This window comes from Candidatus Enterococcus huntleyi (assembly GCF_009933175.1).
Taxonomy (GTDB): domain Bacteria; phylum Bacillota; class Bacilli; order Lactobacillales; family Enterococcaceae; genus Enterococcus_K; species Enterococcus_K huntleyi.
On sequence record NZ_MAEJ01000001.1, the window covers coordinates 695,584 to 713,198 of the forward strand.

General features: G+C 38.0%; 18 protein-coding genes. 14 read left to right on the plus strand and 4 right to left on the minus strand.

Annotated features, from left to right (window positions below; all coding sequences use genetic code 11):
* The first annotated feature begins 1 nt into the window (after position 1).
* The 9 genes from BAU15_RS02965 to BAU15_RS03005 all read left to right on the plus strand — a co-directional run bounded on the left by BAU15_RS02965 (position 2) and on the right by BAU15_RS03005 (position 11,237).
* Complete coding sequence (locus tag BAU15_RS02965) at positions 2–2,047, plus strand: glycoside hydrolase family 88/105 protein (protein ID WP_161841249.1); 2,046 nt, start codon at positions 2–4, stop codon at positions 2,045–2,047.
* Positions 2,040–2,915: a sugar phosphate isomerase/epimerase family protein gene (locus BAU15_RS02970; RefSeq protein WP_161841250.1), complete on the plus strand. Its 876-nt coding sequence runs from the start codon at positions 2,040–2,042 to the stop codon at positions 2,913–2,915. The genes BAU15_RS02965 and BAU15_RS02970 overlap by 8 nt, the downstream gene beginning before the upstream one ends.
* Positions 2,915–4,075, plus strand: coding sequence for a Gfo/Idh/MocA family protein (locus tag BAU15_RS02975; RefSeq protein WP_161841251.1), 1,161 nt, complete (start codon positions 2,915–2,917; stop codon positions 4,073–4,075). The genes BAU15_RS02970 and BAU15_RS02975 overlap by 1 nt, the downstream gene beginning before the upstream one ends.
* Before the next feature lie 17 nt (positions 4,076–4,092).
* The gene (locus BAU15_RS02980; protein WP_161841252.1) at positions 4,093–5,112 is read left to right on the plus strand and encodes a Gfo/Idh/MocA family protein; all 1,020 of its coding nucleotides are present in this window, start codon (positions 4,093–4,095) and stop codon (positions 5,110–5,112) included.
* A gap of 337 nt (positions 5,113–5,449) precedes the next feature.
* Positions 5,450–6,154: a response regulator YycF gene (gene yycF / locus BAU15_RS02985; RefSeq protein ID WP_161841253.1), complete on the plus strand. Its 705-nt coding sequence runs from the start codon at positions 5,450–5,452 to the stop codon at positions 6,152–6,154.
* Positions 6,155–6,166: 12 nt separating this feature from the next.
* The gene (gene walK, locus BAU15_RS02990) at positions 6,167–8,011 is read left to right on the plus strand and encodes a cell wall metabolism sensor histidine kinase WalK (protein WP_161841254.1); all 1,845 of its coding nucleotides are present in this window, start codon (positions 6,167–6,169) and stop codon (positions 8,009–8,011) included.
* A complete protein-coding gene (locus BAU15_RS02995; protein WP_161841255.1) occupies positions 8,008–9,336 on the plus strand; it encodes a YycH family regulatory protein in 1,329 nt (442 codons plus the stop codon). The genes walK and BAU15_RS02995 overlap by 4 nt, the downstream gene beginning before the upstream one ends.
* A complete protein-coding gene (locus BAU15_RS03000) occupies positions 9,337–10,194 on the plus strand; it encodes a two-component system regulatory protein YycI (RefSeq protein WP_161841256.1) in 858 nt (285 codons plus the stop codon).
* A 233-nt stretch (positions 10,195–10,427) separates the two neighbouring features.
* Positions 10,428–11,237: an MBL fold metallo-hydrolase gene (locus BAU15_RS03005; RefSeq protein WP_161841295.1), complete on the plus strand. Its 810-nt coding sequence runs from the start codon at positions 10,428–10,430 to the stop codon at positions 11,235–11,237.
* Positions 11,238–11,330: 93 nt separating this feature from the next.
* Here BAU15_RS03005 and BAU15_RS03010 read toward each other — a convergent pair whose 3' ends face one another.
* Complete coding sequence (locus BAU15_RS03010) at positions 11,331–12,008, minus strand: CPBP family intramembrane glutamic endopeptidase (RefSeq protein ID WP_161841257.1); 678 nt, start codon at positions 12,006–12,008, stop codon at positions 11,331–11,333.
* 66 nt (positions 12,009–12,074) lie between these two features.
* On the opposite strand from BAU15_RS03010, the gene BAU15_RS03015 reads away from it, so the two are divergent.
* The 3 genes from BAU15_RS03015 to groL all read left to right on the plus strand — a co-directional run bounded on the left by BAU15_RS03015 (position 12,075) and on the right by groL (position 14,276).
* Positions 12,075–12,248 (plus strand): hypothetical protein, encoded by a 174-nt coding sequence (locus BAU15_RS03015; protein WP_161841258.1) that lies wholly within the window; start codon positions 12,075–12,077, stop codon positions 12,246–12,248.
* Between the two features lie 78 nt (positions 12,249–12,326).
* Positions 12,327–12,611, plus strand: a complete 285-nt coding sequence (groES, locus tag BAU15_RS03020) for a co-chaperone GroES (protein WP_161841259.1) — start codon at positions 12,327–12,329, stop codon at positions 12,609–12,611.
* 39 nt (positions 12,612–12,650) lie between these two features.
* Positions 12,651–14,276, plus strand: coding sequence for a chaperonin GroEL (gene groL, locus BAU15_RS03025; protein ID WP_161841260.1), 1,626 nt, complete (start codon positions 12,651–12,653; stop codon positions 14,274–14,276).
* A 359-nt stretch (positions 14,277–14,635) separates the two neighbouring features.
* Here the strand turns inward: groL and BAU15_RS03030 are convergent, their stop codons facing one another.
* Positions 14,636–14,833, minus strand: coding sequence for a helix-turn-helix domain-containing protein (locus tag BAU15_RS03030; protein WP_161841261.1), 198 nt, complete (start codon positions 14,831–14,833; stop codon positions 14,636–14,638).
* A gap of 364 nt (positions 14,834–15,197) precedes the next feature.
* On the opposite strand from BAU15_RS03030, the gene BAU15_RS03035 reads away from it, so the two are divergent.
* Positions 15,198–15,488 (plus strand): helix-turn-helix domain-containing protein, encoded by a 291-nt coding sequence (locus BAU15_RS03035; protein ID WP_161841262.1) that lies wholly within the window; start codon positions 15,198–15,200, stop codon positions 15,486–15,488.
* Between the two features lie 184 nt (positions 15,489–15,672).
* Here BAU15_RS03035 and BAU15_RS03040 read toward each other — a convergent pair whose 3' ends face one another.
* Positions 15,673–16,518, minus strand: coding sequence for an alpha/beta fold hydrolase (locus tag BAU15_RS03040; RefSeq protein WP_237580113.1), 846 nt, complete (start codon positions 16,516–16,518; stop codon positions 15,673–15,675).
* 100 nt (positions 16,519–16,618) lie between these two features.
* Positions 16,619–16,945 carry a DUF4406 domain-containing protein gene (locus BAU15_RS03045; RefSeq protein WP_202622692.1) on the minus strand — a complete coding sequence of 109 codons (327 nt, stop codon included), beginning with the start codon at positions 16,943–16,945 and terminating at the stop codon, positions 16,619–16,621.
* Positions 16,946–17,206: 261 nt separating this feature from the next.
* Here BAU15_RS03045 and BAU15_RS03050 point away from each other — a divergent pair, with 261 nt between their 5' ends.
* Positions 17,207–17,515, plus strand: a complete 309-nt coding sequence (locus BAU15_RS03050; RefSeq protein WP_161841263.1) for a DUF3784 domain-containing protein — start codon at positions 17,207–17,209, stop codon at positions 17,513–17,515.
* The last annotated feature ends 100 nt before the right edge of the window (positions 17,516–17,615 follow it).

Sequence of the window (17,615 nt, forward strand, 5' to 3'; positions counted from 1 at the left end):
AGTGCGTAGGGATAGATATTTTGATGAAAAGATGAGTGGAAAAGAGGCATTTGGTGCAGATTCGAAAGGATTGATTGAGGCTTTATTAAAACGATTTATTGGTGAAAACCCGGCAACACCTTTGCGACCTACTTTGCAATATCCTAGTTATCATGAGGTAGATCGAGACGGTTCGGTGAGTATTGATCTTAATCAGCTTTTTCCAGACGCATCAATTGGGAGTGACTTTGTTGCAGAAAGCTTCATTTATTCTTTTGAAGAAATGCAGGTTACTCTGCAGCTTTGGTCTTATGGTCCAATTCTTTGTCATATTAATAAAGAAATTGTTTTTGATAGTAAGGAGTATCAAGAAAACTTTCGTGTGAGAAATGAAGTGACATTCACCTTGAAGAAAGGGGAAAATCATTTAAATATCTATACCGAAAAGACACCTATGGGCTGTGGCTTTAAGATCGGTACGACGAATACTAGATGGGTACCAATCTATTTTTATCAGAGTAAAGACAAGTTAGGCTTTAAGATTCGACACCTTTCAAAGCACCAAAAGACTGTTTCAATAATCGAGGCTACTGATGAGCAGCACGATGGCCTCGGGACTTACTTACTCAAAATTCCTGTAGAAGATCCGTATCAGACATTTCAATACAGGGGAACTGGCCAGTTTTATAAAGTGATGGATGGCCAGAAAGAACTGATAGTCAACGGCCAAAAAGAAAGTTTAGAGAGTACGGATGGCTACTCAAATTTACTCTATACTGGCAAGAATTTTTTTATGGACAGTTTATCTATTTGTCTGACAGATGATGAATACGAAGATGAAAACCTTGATAAGAAAATCTATTATTGTGGTCCAATCGACGAAACAATCACTAGTGAGTCATTTAAGTGGTCTACGCTGCATCAAGATCCTAAGGGAGAACAAATTTATTGGCGTTCTTTCGAAGAAAATCGTCCGATTAGGATGCTTTCTCAAACGCCTCTATTTGGCTATTGGAATTATCCCATGGGTGTGTCTCTCTATGGTATGTACGAGACGGCGAACTTTTTTGGTAATCAAGAGATTGGTACGTATGTTCAAAAAAATATTCAGCAGATTAAAGAGTATTATAACTATTGCAAATGGGATCGTGATAACTATAATTTTTTAGGGATTCACTCACATTTCTATTGGATGGAAGAGTTAGATGATTGCGGCTCATTTGGGAGTACATTTTTAAAAATCGAAAGTACTCATGATGGTGAGATAGAAAAAGATGATGAAATTACTAAAGAGATGACCGGGAAAATTGCGTATCATATTTTAGAGAAGCAAAAGCGAGAGTCAGACGGTGCGTTCTCTCGCTATAATGATACGATGTGGGCAGATGATTTATATATGAGTGTGCCATTTTTAGTTAGTTATTATAAAGCAAGTGGCGATGAGCGCTATCTTGAAGACTCAATTTCACAATTTTGCTGTTTTAAAAAGCGTATGTTTATTGAAGAAACAAAGTTGATGAGTCATATATTTGATACACGAACTCAAACGGCTAATTTGATTCCGTGGAGTAGAGGAAACGGTTGGGTACTATTTTCTTTATCAGAATTATTGGATGTATTGCCTGAAAGCAATCGCAGATATGAATTAATAAAAGATTTTTATAATCAAATGATTGAAGGGGTATTGGCTGTTCAAGATGAATCAGGGCTGTGGAATCAAGTTCTAGATGAGACGTTTACGTATTTAGAAAGCTCTTCGACGGCTATGTTTATTTGCGCGATGGCTCGAGGAATTCGTAAAGGTTATCTAGATTCGCAACTAAACAATCAAGCTCTTGTGGCAGTGGAGAAAGCATGGCAAGGATTAGCAAGCGAATGCATAGATCAATTTGGAAATCTATATGGGACTTGTCAAGGGTCTGGTTTTAGCTTTTCTCGCAGGTATTATAAGCAATTAAATTGGCGTAAGAATGATACTCACGGGATTGGGATTGTCGCTTTAGCTGGTGTGGAGCGATTAAAATTAATCGACTATGAAAAGAGTAGAAGAGGTGAAAACAATGCATAACTTTGTCATTACAGGATTTGCTGATGAGATTGATCCAGATCTCCATAAACAGATAAGTGGGTTAAAAGCAAATGGAATTACGCATATTGAGCTTCGTAGTATAGGTGATAAAAATGTGAGTGAACTGAGTGAAGAAGAAGCGTTGGCTTATAAAAAAATTTTAGATGGTGAAGGAATTGTCGTATCAAGCATAGGTTCGCCAATAGGTAAGGCTGATATTTTAGCCGACTTTGATGAGCAAATGGAATTATTTAAGCATGTGCTTACATTAGCAAGAATTTTTGAAAGTCCTTATATTCGAATGTTTAGTTTTTATCTACCAGAAGGTGAACCAATTGAGCAATATCGAGATGAAGTAATCAATCGTTGGCAGCAGTTTTTAACAATCGCTAAAGCATATCCTGAAATTACTTTATTGCATGAAAATGAAAAAGATATTTTTGGCGATATTCCGTCACGTTGTTTAGATTTAGTAAATTCATTAAATAATCCGCAGCTTAAGTTAGCTTTCGACCCAGCTAATTTTGTTCAATGTGGAATCGAAGTATATCCCTACGCTTACCAATTATTAAAAGATCATATTGGGTATCTTCACATCAAAGATGCTTTATTCGAAACTGGCAAAGTCGTTCCGGCGGGTGAAGGAGATGGTAACGTAAAAGAGGTGTTGGAGCGTTTGGTAGCACAAGGTTATACTGGCTATGCTTCTTTAGAACCTCACTTAACTATTTTTGAGAGTTTCACTTCACTAGAAAAGAGCGGTCTTTCGATTGATAATAATCAAGGTGATGGTGAAAAGTTGTTCACCCTTGCAAGTGATGCGTTGAAGCACATCTTAGTAGATGAGATGAACCAGGAGTGGAAATGATGGATAAAGTTAGGTTAGTAATTATCGGAGTCGGAAATATCGGCACGTTACATTTGGAGAATGTTTTGTCTGGTAAGCTATCAGGCGTTGAATTAGTAGGCCTCTGTGATACGAATCCCGAGAAATTAACCAGAGTGAAAGAAAAGTTAACAGATTCTTGTAAGTATTATTCGACAGATGAGGAAGTCTTTATGGACGAAGAAGTTGATGCAGTAATTATTGCTACACCTCATTATGCGCATCCAGTTTTAGCGATTGAAGCTTTAAAAGCTGGCAAGCATGTACTAGTCGAAAAACCCGCAGGCGTCTATACAAAAAAAGTGCGAGAAATGATTGAGGTGGGGAATCAAAATCCTCAACTGACGTTGTCTCTTATGTATAATCAGCGAATGAATCCAATGTATCAAAAAGCTAGAGAACTCGTACAAAATGGCGAGATTGGAGAGCTCAGAAGAACTAATTGGATTATCACTAACTGGTATCGTTCGCAAAGTTATTATAACTCTGGTGGTTGGCGTGCTACTTGGAAAGGCGAAGGAGGTGGGGTTCTTTTAAATCAAGACCCACATCAACTAGATTTATGGCAATGGATAGCTGGTATGCCTAGTCGAATATTTAGCTTTGCCTATTACGGCAAGCGAAGAGACGTCGAGGTAGAGACCGAAGTAACCGCATATGTAGAATATGAGAATGGAGCAACTGGACTTTTTGTGACGACTACGACAGAAACTCCTGGAACGAATCGTTTTGAGATTGTCGGATCCAAAGGGAAAATCGTAATAGAAGAAGAGCAGCTGAAGTTTTGGCAAACACGTGTCGATGAAGCAGAATGGAATGAAACGTATTCTGGAGGATTTGGAGAGCCTGAAGTCTGGGAAATCAAAATCCCAGTTCAATTTGATGGAGATTCAGGACATTTGAAAATTACTCAGAATTTTATTAATAACATTTTGTTTGATGAGGAACTTGTTTCCCCAGCAAGCGATGGGATTTTGGGATTGAGTATTTCAAATGCCATCCATTTATCATCTTGGACAGACAATTGGGTTTCTTTACCGATAGATGAAGATCTATTTCTTTCAGAGCTAAATAAAAGGATAGCTGCGTCAAATGAGAAGGATACTGAGGAACGAGTACTAGATACGAAGAATACGTATTGATAAGGAGAGGGCTTAGTTTGTTACATTTTGGAATAATCGGCTGTGGTGGAATTGCTAGAACACACGCATTAGGATTAGTAACTGTTGCAAATGTTGAATTGAAGGCGTGCTGTGATACAGATGAGAAAAAAGGTGAAGCATTTTCGAGAGAATTTAATTGTCAGTTTTATCGTTCGTATCAAGAAATGTTGCAAGATTCCTCTATAGATGCCGTAATTATTGCCACCCCTCATTACCTGCATGCAAAGATGTCAATTGCGGCCTTAACCAATAAAAAGCACGTACTGTGTGAAAAGCCAATGGCAACAACACTAGAAGATGCAAAGCGCGTACTTCAAGTAGCTGCTAGTGAGAGCGTACAATATCACGTATGTTACCAAAATCGGTTTAACCCTTCGTTTGTTCAATTAAAAGAATGGGTAATGGCAGAAAAGTTCGGTAAGTTAAGAGGGATAAGAGGTATTTTAACTTGGTGTCGAAAAGCTGATTATTACGACTCATCCGATTGGAAGGGAACCTGGGTCAAAGAAGGTGGAGGAGTTTTAATTAATCAAGCAATCCATTCAATTGATGCAATCACCTGGCTAGTAGGTATTCCTCAAAAGATTAAGGGAGAAATTATGACTTCACTATTGGATGAAGTCATCGAAGTAGAGGATACAGCAATGGCAACCGCTATTATGAATCCAGATATCCCTCTCACTTTGTATGCCACGAATAGTTACAGTCAGAATGCAACTCCCGAGATTGTCTTTGATTACGAGGAGGCAACCGTCACTTTGACTAATGAAGAGTTATTCGTAGACGGGAAGAAAGTTGAAATTCAAACAAGTACTGGAACTGCTTCCGGAAAAGATTATTGGGGCAATGGGCATCAACAGCTACTCAGAACTTTCTCGCATGAATTAGAAGGTCAAGAAAATCCATTACGAGCTTGTCTAGCCAGTGAGGATGCAGTTGACTCACTTTCAGTTGTACTTGCAATTTATGAGTCTGCAAAAATAAAACAGTGGGTTTCCATTGATAAAATGAGATAGAGGATATTGATTTCATTTGGAGATGAGCAACAAAGATTTAACTCACAATTCATTCTAACAATAGGCCTAAAAATCAAAAATGATTTTTAGGCCTATTGTCTTTTCAACTATCTATTGATTAGTAGTAAGCTACAATCAATAATCGAAAACTCCCATCGAATAAGCGCCTAGTAATTGCAGAGAAATAGGCTAGCAGGGTTCTCACCCCACCCTTAATTTCCCAAGGATGAAAGAATCACAGAAATGAGGTATAATAGTCGTATCTGTAAATGTACGTGAAAGATAAATGTACAGTGTTATTAAAGTAGAGATAAATATGAAACCGAGGTGGCTTCTAATGAAGAAAATATTAGTAGTGGATGATGAAAAACCAATTTCAGATATTGTGAAGTTCAATTTAACAAAAGAAGGCTATGAAGTGTTTACAGCCTACGATGGCGAGGAAGCATTGGAACAGGTTAAAGAAGTGGAACCAGACTTGATTTTACTTGATTTAATGTTGCCAAAAATGGATGGGCTAGAAGTGGCTCGTGAAGTCAGAAAGACACATGACATGCCGATTATTATGGTAACGGCGAAGGATTCGGAGATTGACAAAGTTTTGGGTCTAGAATTGGGCGCGGATGACTATGTGACGAAGCCGTTTTCTAACCGTGAATTAGTGGCGCGTGTTAAAGCGAATTTGAGACGTGGGGCAGTGCCAGCCAAAGAAGCGGAGGATGCGGCACCAGCTGAGTTGTCGATTGGTGATTTAACGATTCATCCGGATGCTTACATGGTGACAAAACATGGCGGAACAATCGAATTGACGCATCGTGAGTTTGAATTGTTGTTCTATTTGGCGAAACATATTGGTCAAGTGATGACGCGTGAACACTTATTGCAAACCGTTTGGGGCTATGACTATTTTGGTGATGTTCGGACAGTCGATGTAACGGTTCGCCGCTTACGTGAGAAGATTGAAGATAATCCGAGTCATCCGAATTATTTAGTGACCAGACGTGGTGTTGGTTATTATTTACGTAATCCGGAACAGGAATAAGAGGGTACGTGCATGAAGACTAAAGTTCGTTTTTATCAATCGGTGAATTTCAAGATTGCCTTAGCGTTTATTTTGATTTTGCTGATTGCTATTCAGATTATAGGGGCTTATTTTATTCGTGGTCTTGAGAAGGAAACGATTAATAATTTTATTAGCGATATGAATTCTCGAGTGACGGGTTTAGCCTCAACAGTGGGGCCCGAGTTGAACAAGAAGGGTGAAGACGGACAAGAAACAGAAGATGTGACGACGAATATTCAACGAATTATTAATAGTAGCTCGTTGCCTGATGTGGTGGAAGTGCGTGTGATTGATGATAAGGGGATCGTTCGAGCAACGAATCGATCGAATGATTCCAGTATTATCGGTAAGAAAAATGATTATACGCGAGCTAACGACTTTACGAGTAAACAAGAGGTCGTGCTGGATCCAAGTACAGACAAGCGAGTGAACATCAATATACAACCGATTCAGTCCCCGACTGGCGATGCCACTATCGGGGTTCTTTACGTTAAAAGTGATATTGAAAAAAAATATTCAGAGATTAGTGATACGGCGTTAATCTTCTTTACAGCTTCGATGATTGCGGGACTTATCTCGATTGTCGTGGCGGTTCTTGTTTCGCGTTCGATTACTCAGCCGATTGGTGAATTGAAGGAGCAGGCGTTGCGCATTGCGCGAGGAGATTATTCTGGGAAAGTCCAGGTTTACGGAAAAGATGAGCTGGGACAATTGGCGGATACGTTTAATCAGTTGTCTGAACGGATTGCCGAGGCGCAGGATACGATGGAGTCTGAGCGGAATCGTTTGGATAGCGTGTTGTCGCATATGACCGATGGCGTTATTGCGACGGATCGACGGGGCAAGATTATTACGATTAATGAGATGGCTCTTTCTTTATTGGATGTGACCACAGAAGGGGCGATTGGCGAATCTATCTTGACCTTGTTGGATATTGAAGAAGAGTATACTTTGCGGAAACTTTTAGAGGATTCTGATGAAATTATCTTAGACCGTTCCCTTTCAGCTCAAGAAAAGGATCAAATGATTTTGCGTGTTGATTTTGCTATGATTCGTCGTGAATCAGGTTTTATTAGTGGGCTAGTGGCTGTATTACATGATGTCACTGAACAGGAAAAAACGGAGCGTGAACGGCGTGAGTTCGTATCGAACGTTTCTCATGAATTACGAACGCCTTTAACAAGTATGAGAAGTTATATTGAGGCTTTGAGTGAAGGGGCTTGGCAGGATCCTGAGATTGCACCGAATTTTTTAAATGTGACTTTGGAAGAAACGGACCGGATGATTCGGATGATCAATGATTTATTGAGTTTGTCGAGAATGGACTCAGGGAATTCCAATATCCAAAAGGAATATGTTAATTATAATGAATTGATCAGTTTTGTTTTAGACCGTTTTGATATGATGGTGACTAATCAAGAGAAGAAATACACGATTCGCCGTGAGTTTACCCAACGAGATTTATGGGTTGAGGTGGACACGGATAAAATGATTCAAGTAATCGATAATATTATGAATAATGCAATTAAATATTCTCCAGATGGGGGCACGATTACGTGTCGTTTACTGGAAACTCATAATAATGTCGTTTTAAGTATTAGTGATCAAGGCTTGGGGATTCCTAAAAAAGATTTAACGCGTGTCTTTGAGCGTTTTTATCGAGTGGATAAAGCTCGAGCTCGGGCGCAAGGTGGGACTGGACTGGGATTAGCCATTTCGAGAGAAGTAATTAAGGCGCACGGAGGTTCTATTTGGGCGGAGAGTAAGGAAGGAAAAGGTTCGACCTTTTATATTTCACTTCCTTATGAACCGTATGAGGAGGATTGGTGGGAATGAAGATACCAGAGAGAGTGATTCAGATTAGTCTAGCTTGTCTCATCCTACTTAGTCTGTATTTTACTTACGTTATTTGGCTAAGTCCGGCTAATAAGGGAACGACAGAGCTGACAAATGAAGCGAATCCGATTGTGCCAACGCCCATTAATTACCGAACTGCTAGTGAGACTTTTTTACCGTTGCGGGTCGTTTGGTATGACGAAAATGAAATCAAAGAGAGTACCAGTGAAAATTTAATTACAAATATTCAAAAAGAGTTAACCAAGGCTGAGATTGGTAAGGTTGAGAAAAAAGTGAGTGAGGATAAAGAGGCATTTGCTTCGTATAGCCAGATTGAGAATGGGATTGAGATGGGTTATGCTTCTAACTTTTTATTAGCTAAGTACAATGATGCCTATAAAATGTCGATGAATTTAAGCTCGGCAAATGAGGGGAATCTGTATTTTAATCATCTTCAGATTGATTATGATAAGAACAAAATCCGTTTTTTGAATTACAGTACGTTTTCGGTTTATGAGGCGACTATTGAGGTGAATAAGAAGGCAATTGAAGACTTTTTGACACAAAAAAATGCGTCGCTATTGGCTATGAAACCAGCGAATGACTCCATATTGGGTCATCAGTATAGTACTCAGAATAAAATTAAATTGAAAAAATACAGTTATATTTTAGCGCAACAGCCGGTTTCCCTATTTAGGAATGCTTTTTTCCAAAATCCGGAGAATGTGCAGGAGAATAATTCGGTCTTTTCATTCTACAGTGGGCGTGAAGTCCTGTCAGTTTCTGATAGCGATCAAGTGGTGGATTTTAAAGGGGAGATTCCTAGTGAAGGCAAGCGAATGGATTTGTTTTCGGGAAGTTTTTCTTACATTGAAAAGCTAGGCAATACGATTGGCAATCTGCGTTATTTTGACTATAGTTCAGGGACCGTGAATTATCGGACATTTGTCGAAGGATTTCCAGTGTTTGGCGATGGCAAACAGGGTAAGGTGAGTATTGATATTCAGCGAGCTGCGGCAAATCAAGTCGGGAAAAAGTCGGCGTACACGATTCATATTGAGACGAGCCGAAATACGATTCAAGTGCCGATTCCTTCGGATGAGGAGGTTGAATTAGTCAGCACTAACGAGATTATTCAACAGCTGATTGCTGAAGGCGCCCTAGTTGAGAAAATAAATAATGTCATGATTGGCTATACCTGGGAAGTCATCAAAGATACCAAATCGGTGGTTGATTTACGGCCGGAATGGTATGTTCAATATGAAGAAACGTGGTATTCAGCGAAAGAGTTACTCCAAAAGTTACCAGAATTGGAGGCGAAGTAAATGGATTATCGTAAAATCGAATGGATTTTCCTAATCGCCTTTTTAGGACTGAACATGTTTTTATTTTCTATTTATAATGAGAGCCAAAATGAAGAAAGTTTAATTAGTCGTTACAATCAGACCGATTCACTTGAAAAACGGCTTGCCAATGATAATATTAGTATGGCTAAAAAACTTTCCACTGAAAAGCATGAAGGTTATTATTTGAGTGGAGAACAGACGGATATGGCGGTTGCCTTAGATGCTGCCCGTGAAGAAGCAGGCGGTACTCCTCTGATTGATGCGGGAATTAGCGTGACCGAAAATACCTTAACGAGTAATTTGAGGAATGATTCTTATATCAATGTCGATAAGGTGGAGGAAAGTTTGACGGAATTTTTGCGGAAGAAGGATCGTGTCATTTTTGGCGATGAATATTCTTATCTGAAGAATTTTTCTAACACGAAGGAAGGCTTTCAAAAGTTAGTTGCTGTGCAGAGTTATGAGGAGATTCCTTTTTATGATGAGACGGCTAAGATTGAAGTGAGTCTGGAGAGTTCTGGTGAGCTGCTGAAGATTAGTAAGTATAGCCAGACGCATATTGATGAGATTGAGACGCTGCGTGAAAAGATGGATCTCTATACAGAATATGATGCAATTAATACCTTGTATACGAATAATCGCATTCCTAGTGGGGCTAAAATTAAATGGAGTCAGTTGGCCTATTCGAGAATTTTGAAGGTGCGGGAAAAAAATGTCTATGTGCCAGTGTGGTTCATTGCCATCGAAACCAATGAAAAGACGCTTCAAGTCGAAAGTGTCAACGCCATCAGTAATACGATTACCACGAATGCCATCGTACCAAAAATCAAGGATTAATGAATTAGCATTTAGATGAAGAGATAGACCTCGCCAATTAATATTGAGAAATACGAGTTGCGAGTGATCGATTTGTCTGATAAAGTGGACTTGGCTGTGTGCAAAATGTAAATTGGCAACTAGCGAATAGCACATAGCATAGATAGCGAACAGTCGTGCAATCAGTCAGGTAAAAAGCACGATATCAGATAAATATCAAGATAATGGTAGAAGTAGAAGGGAAGAAGCTGCAAATTATGGAGTCAAATGAAGCATTTAAAGTCAGTATTTTAGCTAGTGGAAGTACAGGAAACTCCCTTTATATAGAGAGCAATAAAAAGCGAATTCTAGTGGATGCAGGGTTGAGTGGTAAGAAAATCACTTCATTAATGGCTGAAGTGGGCCGTTCGCCAGAGGATCTAGATGCGATTTTAGTGACGCATGAGCACAAAGATCATATTCATGGGGTCGGCGTTCTTGCTCGCAAATATAAATTAGATGTGTATGCTAATGAAAAAACCTGGTCAGCGATGGATCATATGATTGGCAAGGTTGATGTGGCGCAAAAGCACATTTTTGAGATGGGAAAAGTGCTGACATTAGGGGATTTGGATATTGAAAGTTTCGGCGTTTCACATGATGCGGCAGCTCCTCAGTTCTATCGTTTTTATAAAGACAATCATTCGTTTGTCGTATTAACTGATACAGGTTATTGTAGCGATCATGTACGAGGGATTATTCAAGATGCAGATGCCTACTTGATGGAAAGTAATCACGATTTAGAAATGTTGCGGATGGGTGGTTATCCTTGGAGTTTGAAACAACGAATCCTAGGCGATCATGGCCATTTATCTAATGAAGATGGCGCTTTGGTTATGACAGATATTATTGGCGATAAAACGAAGCGAATTTATCTGGGGCATTTGAGTAGAGAAAATAACATGAAAGAATTGGCTCATATGACGATGGAAAATACACTTAGAGAGAATGATCTCGGTGTAGGCGAAGTCTTTAGAGTTTATGATACAGATCCTGATTCTGCGACGGAACTATTTTCGATATAGTTAATGTAGAAGGCGGTTGTGTAACAAATCAATGAAAAGAATAAAGAAAGTCGTAGGTTCCTTGTAAATTCAGGGTGCCTACGACTTTTTTTTCTAGTAAGTAGTGAATTGCAGCAGGATAACGACCAAATTCATGCCGATATGGGTTACGACCGAAGTCCAAATGCTGCCACTAAAATAATAGAGTAATGAAAAAAAGAAGCCTAGAGAAAAATAAATGAGGAGATGACCATCTTGATGGGCAATGGCAAAGAACAGGGAGCTAATGACGGCGCCAATAAAAAAGTTGGCATAGCGACTGACGAAGCCTAAAATGGCTCTTCTGAAGACAAATTCTTCCATAATAGGCGCTGTGACAGTGGTGACTAGCACATAGATAGGCATCTTCAGAATCATTTCTGTAATTGATTGAGTATTTTTTGATTCAGGCGTTGATTGAAAAAGCCAGGCTTCCACAAGTGATGCATAATTTTGAATAACCAAAGAGAGGAAGATTCCAGCGCTTCCTAAAAGAAGGATTTTGAGAGCTGAGAATTTTTTGCGCTCGAAAGTTAAGGGTTCATTTTGATGCCTATAGAAATAGGTGAGTAAGAAGACACCTAGTAAGGAACATAGAATCACGCTGAGCATGTAAGGTGTGAAGGTTAATCCAAGAATGACGAGCATTTTATCAGCGTTAGGCATAAATCCCCAGTAAATCAGTAGACTGGGTGTTAGTAGAGAAAGTCCGTAGACGAAAAGTGTTAGAAAGCTATATTTTTTTAGAGACATAGGCAAACACCCTCCTTCATTTTTTTAATTATAGCATAGAAAAAGTCGCAGGCTGTAGCGAGAGGAATGAGTGTTGCGTTTTCTATAGGAGCAAATGAGATACCTAAGGAAAATAGTCCTGATTTGGTGAGTAAAGAGGGGTTGTTTGTAGAAAAAATGCGAGCTGGAAAGTTCAAAAAAGCTTCAAAAATTATTCAAAAAAATTCGAAAGAAAATACTTGCAAACTGATACGGAAATGAGTATTATTAGAAATGTAAGTTAGCACTCGATAGATAAGAGTGCTAAAATCTAACTATTAGTTAACGGAGGGATTTATCGTGTTAAAACCATTAGGCGATCGCGTGATTATTGAAGTCGCAAAAGAAGAAGAAAAAAGCGTTGGAGGGATTGTTTTAGCTTCATCTGCTAAAGAAAAACCACAAACGGGTACAGTTATCGCAGTTGGTGAAGGACGAGTACTTGAAAATGGTCAAAAGATTCCTGCAACTGTTAAAGAAGGCGACCAAGTAATGTTTGAAAAATATGCTGGAACAGCAGTGAAATACGAAGGAACTGAGTATTTGATCGTTTCAGGTAAAGACATTCTTGCGATTGTAGAATAAACATAAACTTTAAAATAAATTCTAGAGGTGGAAAAGAAAATGGCAAAAGACATTAAATTTGCAGAAGATGCCCGTGCAGCAATGCTTCGTGGCGTAGATATTTTAGCGGATACAGTAAAAGTAACCTTAGGCCCTAAAGGTAGAAACGTTGTATTAGAAAAATCTTACGGTTCACCATTAATCACAAATGATGGCGTGACAATCGCCAAAGAAATCGAATTAGAAGATCATTTTGAAAATATGGGTGCAAAATTAGTTTCTGAAGTAGCTTCTAAAACTAACGATATTGCTGGTGACGGAACAACAACAGCCACTGTTTTAACCCAAGCAATTGTGCGTGAAGGCTTGAAAAACGTTACAGCTGGTGCTAACCCATTAGGCATTCGTCGTGGGATTGAATTAGCAACAAAAGCAGCAGTTGAAGAGTTACATGCAATCTCAACAGTTGTGGATTCAAAAGAAGCAATTGCGCAAGTTGCGGCAGTTTCTTCTGGTGACGAACGTGTTGGCCAATTGGTTGCTGACGCAATGGAAAAAGTTGGTAACGACGGCGTGATCACAATTGAAGAATCTAAAGGGATCGAAACTGAGCTAGATGTGGTTGAAGGAATGCAATTTGACCGCGGCTACTTATCACAATATATGGTGACTGATAACGATAAAATGGAAGCTTCATTAGATAATCCATATATCTTAATCACTGATAAAAAAATCTCTAACATTCAAGACATCTTGCCATTGTTAGAACAAATCTTACAACAATCTCGTCCATTATTAATCATCGCTGATGATGTGGATGGCGAAGCATTACCAACGTTAGTCCTAAATAAAATCCGTGGAACGTTCAACGTAGTTGCTGTTAAAGCACCAGGCTTCGGCGATCGTCGTAAAGCAATGTTAGAAGATATTGCTGTCCTAACTGGCGGAACAGTAATTACTGATGATTTAGGCTTAGAATTGAAAGATACAGCAATCGAAAACCTAGGAAATGCTAGCAAAGTTGTTGTTGATAAAGATAACACAGTCATCGTCGAAGGCGCTGGTGAAAAAGTGGCGATTGATGCTCGTGTTCAATTAATTAAAAATCAAATTGCTGAAACAACTTCTGATTTTGACCGTGAAAAATTACAAGAACGCTTAGCTAAATTAGCTGGTGGGGTAGCGGTCATCAAAGTTGGTGCTGCAACTGAAACAGAATTAAAAGAATTAAAATTACGTATTGAAGACGCGCTAAACGCAACACGTGCGGCCGTTGAAGAAGGCATGGTTTCCGGTGGGGGAACTGCTCTTGTGAACGTCATCGGTTCTGTCGCTAAAGTTGAGGCTGAAGGCGATGTCGCTACAGGTCTTAAAATCGTGATCCGTGCGCTTGAAGAACCAATCCGTCAAATCGCAGAAAATGCTGGTTACGAAGGTTCAGTAATCGTAGACAAATTAAAAAATGTTGATTTAGGTATTGGCTTTAACGCAGCCAACGGCGAATGGGTAAACATGGTGGAAGCCGGAATCGTTGACCCAACTAAAGTAACTCGTTCAGCTTTACAAAATGCTGCCTCTGTTGCTGCATTATTGTTAACAACTGAAGCAGTTGTTGCTGACAAACCAGAACCACAATCGCCAGCAGGTCCAGCAATGGATCCATCAATGATGGGCGGAATGATGTAAGAATACGAAAAGAACCTTGATAACTCAAGGTTCTTTTTTTCTTTTATTGGGGGAATAGATGAAAAGGGGGCAGAAAGGGGGCAAAAATATCGCACCACGATTACCATTCCACTGCTCTGAAACTTGGAAAATGGAACTGGCAATTCATAAACTGCCTTTAGAAACTGCAGAACTTTTTGATTCCAGAAATTCCTACTGCTAGATTCTGAAGTAACCATTATTTCACGTTTCTGTAGTTTTTAATTGCAATGCCTAAGCCAAATAAAGCTAACATTAACAATGCTAAATAAAAAATTGTAGACATGTTTTTCTCCTCCTTAAATTTAGAATTGCCATGCTTAACAGTAGTACTATCGCTATTAAGCTTTATTAGATGACAATGCTTCTATAGCTTCTGGTGTAACAATTAATTCTCGCCCATGCTTTCTTACAGACCCTTCGGGAAAACGCTGAGGATATTTTCTATATAGCTGACTAATATAACTATCATCTTTATTTAAAAGGCGAGATGCTTCTACTGCTGTGTACAGAGTGATTTCATTGAGATTGATTTTCATATAAAAGGCGTACCTCTTTCCTTATGTATTTCTATAATATAACCCACAAATGAGTATTGCTAATCTTGCGATGAATGGTAGCAATAATAATATATCTACTAATTTATCCATATTATACATTTATGTGTTAGATTAAGGATAGAAAGAAACTTTTAGTGCCGTAATAAAGAGGAGAGCTAGTTCCTTAAATGCTATCTCGGATTTTTATTCGGAACCTTTATTTCTATGTATCAGATCTATCTGGGCTTATTGTTTTATCAAACTAATCCAATATTGTGATTAAAAACTATTATAAACTAATAGAAGGTATTTCGCGATTTATCTGGAGTAATAAATAATACAGAGTTAGAAAGGGTCGATAAACATGGCAAATCTTAAAGAGTTTCAAAAGAATGCTTTAGAACGTGGATTAATAACAACTGAGCAAGAGGATATACTCAATTTTGTGAAGGTTATTCAAGAAGAACGTAGACGCCAAAATCTTACGACGCGTCAGTTAGCTGATAAATTAGATATGAATCATAGTCAAATTTCTAGATTGGAAAATTTGGACAATATTCCCAACCTAACAACGGTATTTAAAGTTATGAATGGCTTAGGACTCTCCTTACAAGTTGTTCGAAAAAATGAAAACAAGCAAGTTAGCGAAAACTAAACTTGCTTGCTTTTTTAGATATGTATCGTAGACAAATTAAAAAATGTTGATTTAGGTATTGGCTTTAACGCAGCCAACGGCGAATAGGTAAACATGGTGGAAGCCGGAATCGTTGCCCCAACTAAAGTAACTCCAACTTTTATAAACACTTCCCTCAAAATAATTACAGTAATTAAAGACTTCATCACGTTAACTCGTTCATAAAAACATTAATTTCTTCTGATATTTCCTTAGCCTTATGATTATGGATATAATGTGGACTATCATAATAGACAATTTTACCATGCTTACTTTTATTGTATAAATTCTCTTGTATGGAAATCCACTTGCTTTTTTTTATTCCTGTTCCATTACCATTAGAAACGAATACTAATAAAGGTAATAATTTAAGATTAATATCTCTTACTTTTTCACTATTACTTTTTATTTCCTTAACCTCATTCAAAGTGGCGTCTGAAATAAAATTTTTATAAAATAGTTCTTTATAGGTATTCTTTTCAATTTGAGTTAAATTACCATTTTTTACTGCATCTGACTCAACTGCTTTAGGAAATAGTTTAGCTATTCTAGCCTTCACAAGCAATCTATTTATCTTTAAACCAACTAAACTAATCTTTAAGTTTTCATAAGCTTCATACGTTGCCATATCTAAACCTATAATTGCAGATATTTCTTGAGGGTATTTTTTATACCAGTACAAAGATTCTATACCTGACATAGAATGAGGAGCTAGTATGTATGGTGGCTTAATTCCTTTTTTGTTTAACGCTTCCCTTGTTTCCTCTAGAATTGTATCAATATCACGGGATTTTTCTGTATCACTACTAAAACCATAACCAAATTTTTCAACTACAACTACTTTGAAATCTTCTTCTAAACAGATAAACAAAGTTTTAAAATCTAAAATAGGACTTGATGTTAGCCCTCCTGATAAGAAAATTATTGCTTTATTTCCCTTACCTGTTTCGTAAACATTCATATAACCATCAGCAATTGACACTAAACTTTTTAAATTTTTAATACTATACACCTCACTTCAAGAAAATTAACCTTATATCAGCGGATTTATTACGCATATCTCAAATACTTGCGACCATTGAGAAACGTCAAATGAAGAATAATATTGCCATTTACTGTTCTTCAGAGTAATAATGAACTTTTTTATTGTGCTTTGTCGCGTATTCAATTTCTCTTTGTGTGCTTTCACCAATATAACCATCAACATCAATTACAAAAATTTCATCAGCTAATTCGATCTTTCTGAGATGGATTGTGCCGAGCTGGATCACTTCTTCTTTAGAAAGGGGTTCTCCTTTTGTGTGCTCGAAGAATGCAGGACTGAGGACAGCGAAGCCTTTTCGCGTAAGAGCGGATTCTGTTTCTCTAAATTGTTTGATAAATTTAATCGATCCACATAATGTGATGACGGGAATTGAGTATAAATCTTCTTGGTTCATCGTTGGTTCTCCTTTTGTTCTTGACCTAATTACGAGTCTCTATTCTTCATTTTTACATAGAATTAACTTTCACGCAAATAGAGATTGTGAGGTGTGAAATTTCTGTATTTTATTTACATCCTGGATTTTTATTCTCCCAAATTTTTAAATGCTTAAGTCACTTTATTTTTCTCATAGAAAGTTTTAGACTAAAATTTGGAGGATGTGTAAAACCTTGATATAATAAAGGAAAAGGGAGTTACATAAAAGGAGAGATTTGCTATGATACACAGTGATACCGCACTAGCGTTACCGCTTGCTGCAATACTCATACTGATGGGCGTTCAATTGTTACGTGGTAAATGGCTGATGCTGATGGCAGGTTATAATACAATGACAAAAGAAGAACGGGCAAAGGTGAATGGCAAAAACTTGGGAAAACTAATTGGAAGTTTATTACTGTGGGTGGCATTAATGCTTATTTTGAGAGTGTCCATAGTTCCTTATGATTTGCCACTTGTAATTGGGACTTTACTCCCGTTAGCGCCTGTCTTAATTTTGGCAAACACATCGAAATATTTTAAAGCCTAAATAGCTTGCTAGAATTATCAGCTTAAATAATTTTCATGAGTGATACAAACCCGTCTATCTTTCTAGGATTGACGGGTTATTTAGGTGCGCCTTGCATGGG

What these genes read in the sequence shown, in the direction of transcription:
- BAU15_RS02970 (WP_161841250.1), top strand. Translation starts at nt 2,040, where the DNA reads ATGCATAACTTTGTCATTACAGGATTTGCTGATGAGATTGATCCAGAT.
- BAU15_RS02975 (WP_161841251.1), top strand. Translation starts at nt 2,915, where the DNA reads ATGGATAAAGTTAGGTTAGTAATTATCGGAGTCGGAAATATCGGCACG.
- yycF (WP_161841253.1), top strand. Translation starts at nt 5,450, where the DNA reads ATGAAGAAAATATTAGTAGTGGATGATGAAAAACCAATTTCAGATATT.
- walK (WP_161841254.1), top strand. Translation starts at nt 6,167, where the DNA reads ATGAAGACTAAAGTTCGTTTTTATCAATCGGTGAATTTCAAGATTGCC.
- BAU15_RS02995 (WP_161841255.1), top strand. Translation starts at nt 8,008, where the DNA reads ATGAAGATACCAGAGAGAGTGATTCAGATTAGTCTAGCTTGTCTCATC.
- BAU15_RS03000 (WP_161841256.1), top strand. Translation starts at nt 9,337, where the DNA reads ATGGATTATCGTAAAATCGAATGGATTTTCCTAATCGCCTTTTTAGGA.
- BAU15_RS03010 (WP_161841257.1), bottom strand. Translation starts at nt 12,008, where the DNA reads ATGTCTCTAAAAAAATATAGCTTTCTAACACTTTTCGTCTACGGACTT.
- BAU15_RS03015 (WP_161841258.1), top strand. Translation starts at nt 12,075, where the DNA reads ATGAGTGTTGCGTTTTCTATAGGAGCAAATGAGATACCTAAGGAAAAT.
- groL (WP_161841260.1), top strand. Translation starts at nt 12,651, where the DNA reads ATGGCAAAAGACATTAAATTTGCAGAAGATGCCCGTGCAGCAATGCTT.
- BAU15_RS03030 (WP_161841261.1), bottom strand. Translation starts at nt 14,833, where the DNA reads ATGAAAATCAATCTCAATGAAATCACTCTGTACACAGCAGTAGAAGCA.
- BAU15_RS03035 (WP_161841262.1), top strand. Translation starts at nt 15,198, where the DNA reads ATGGCAAATCTTAAAGAGTTTCAAAAGAATGCTTTAGAACGTGGATTA.
- BAU15_RS03045 (WP_202622692.1), bottom strand. Translation starts at nt 16,945, where the DNA reads ATGAACCAAGAAGATTTATACTCAATTCCCGTCATCACATTATGTGGA.
- BAU15_RS03050 (WP_161841263.1), top strand. Translation starts at nt 17,207, where the DNA reads ATGATACACAGTGATACCGCACTAGCGTTACCGCTTGCTGCAATACTC.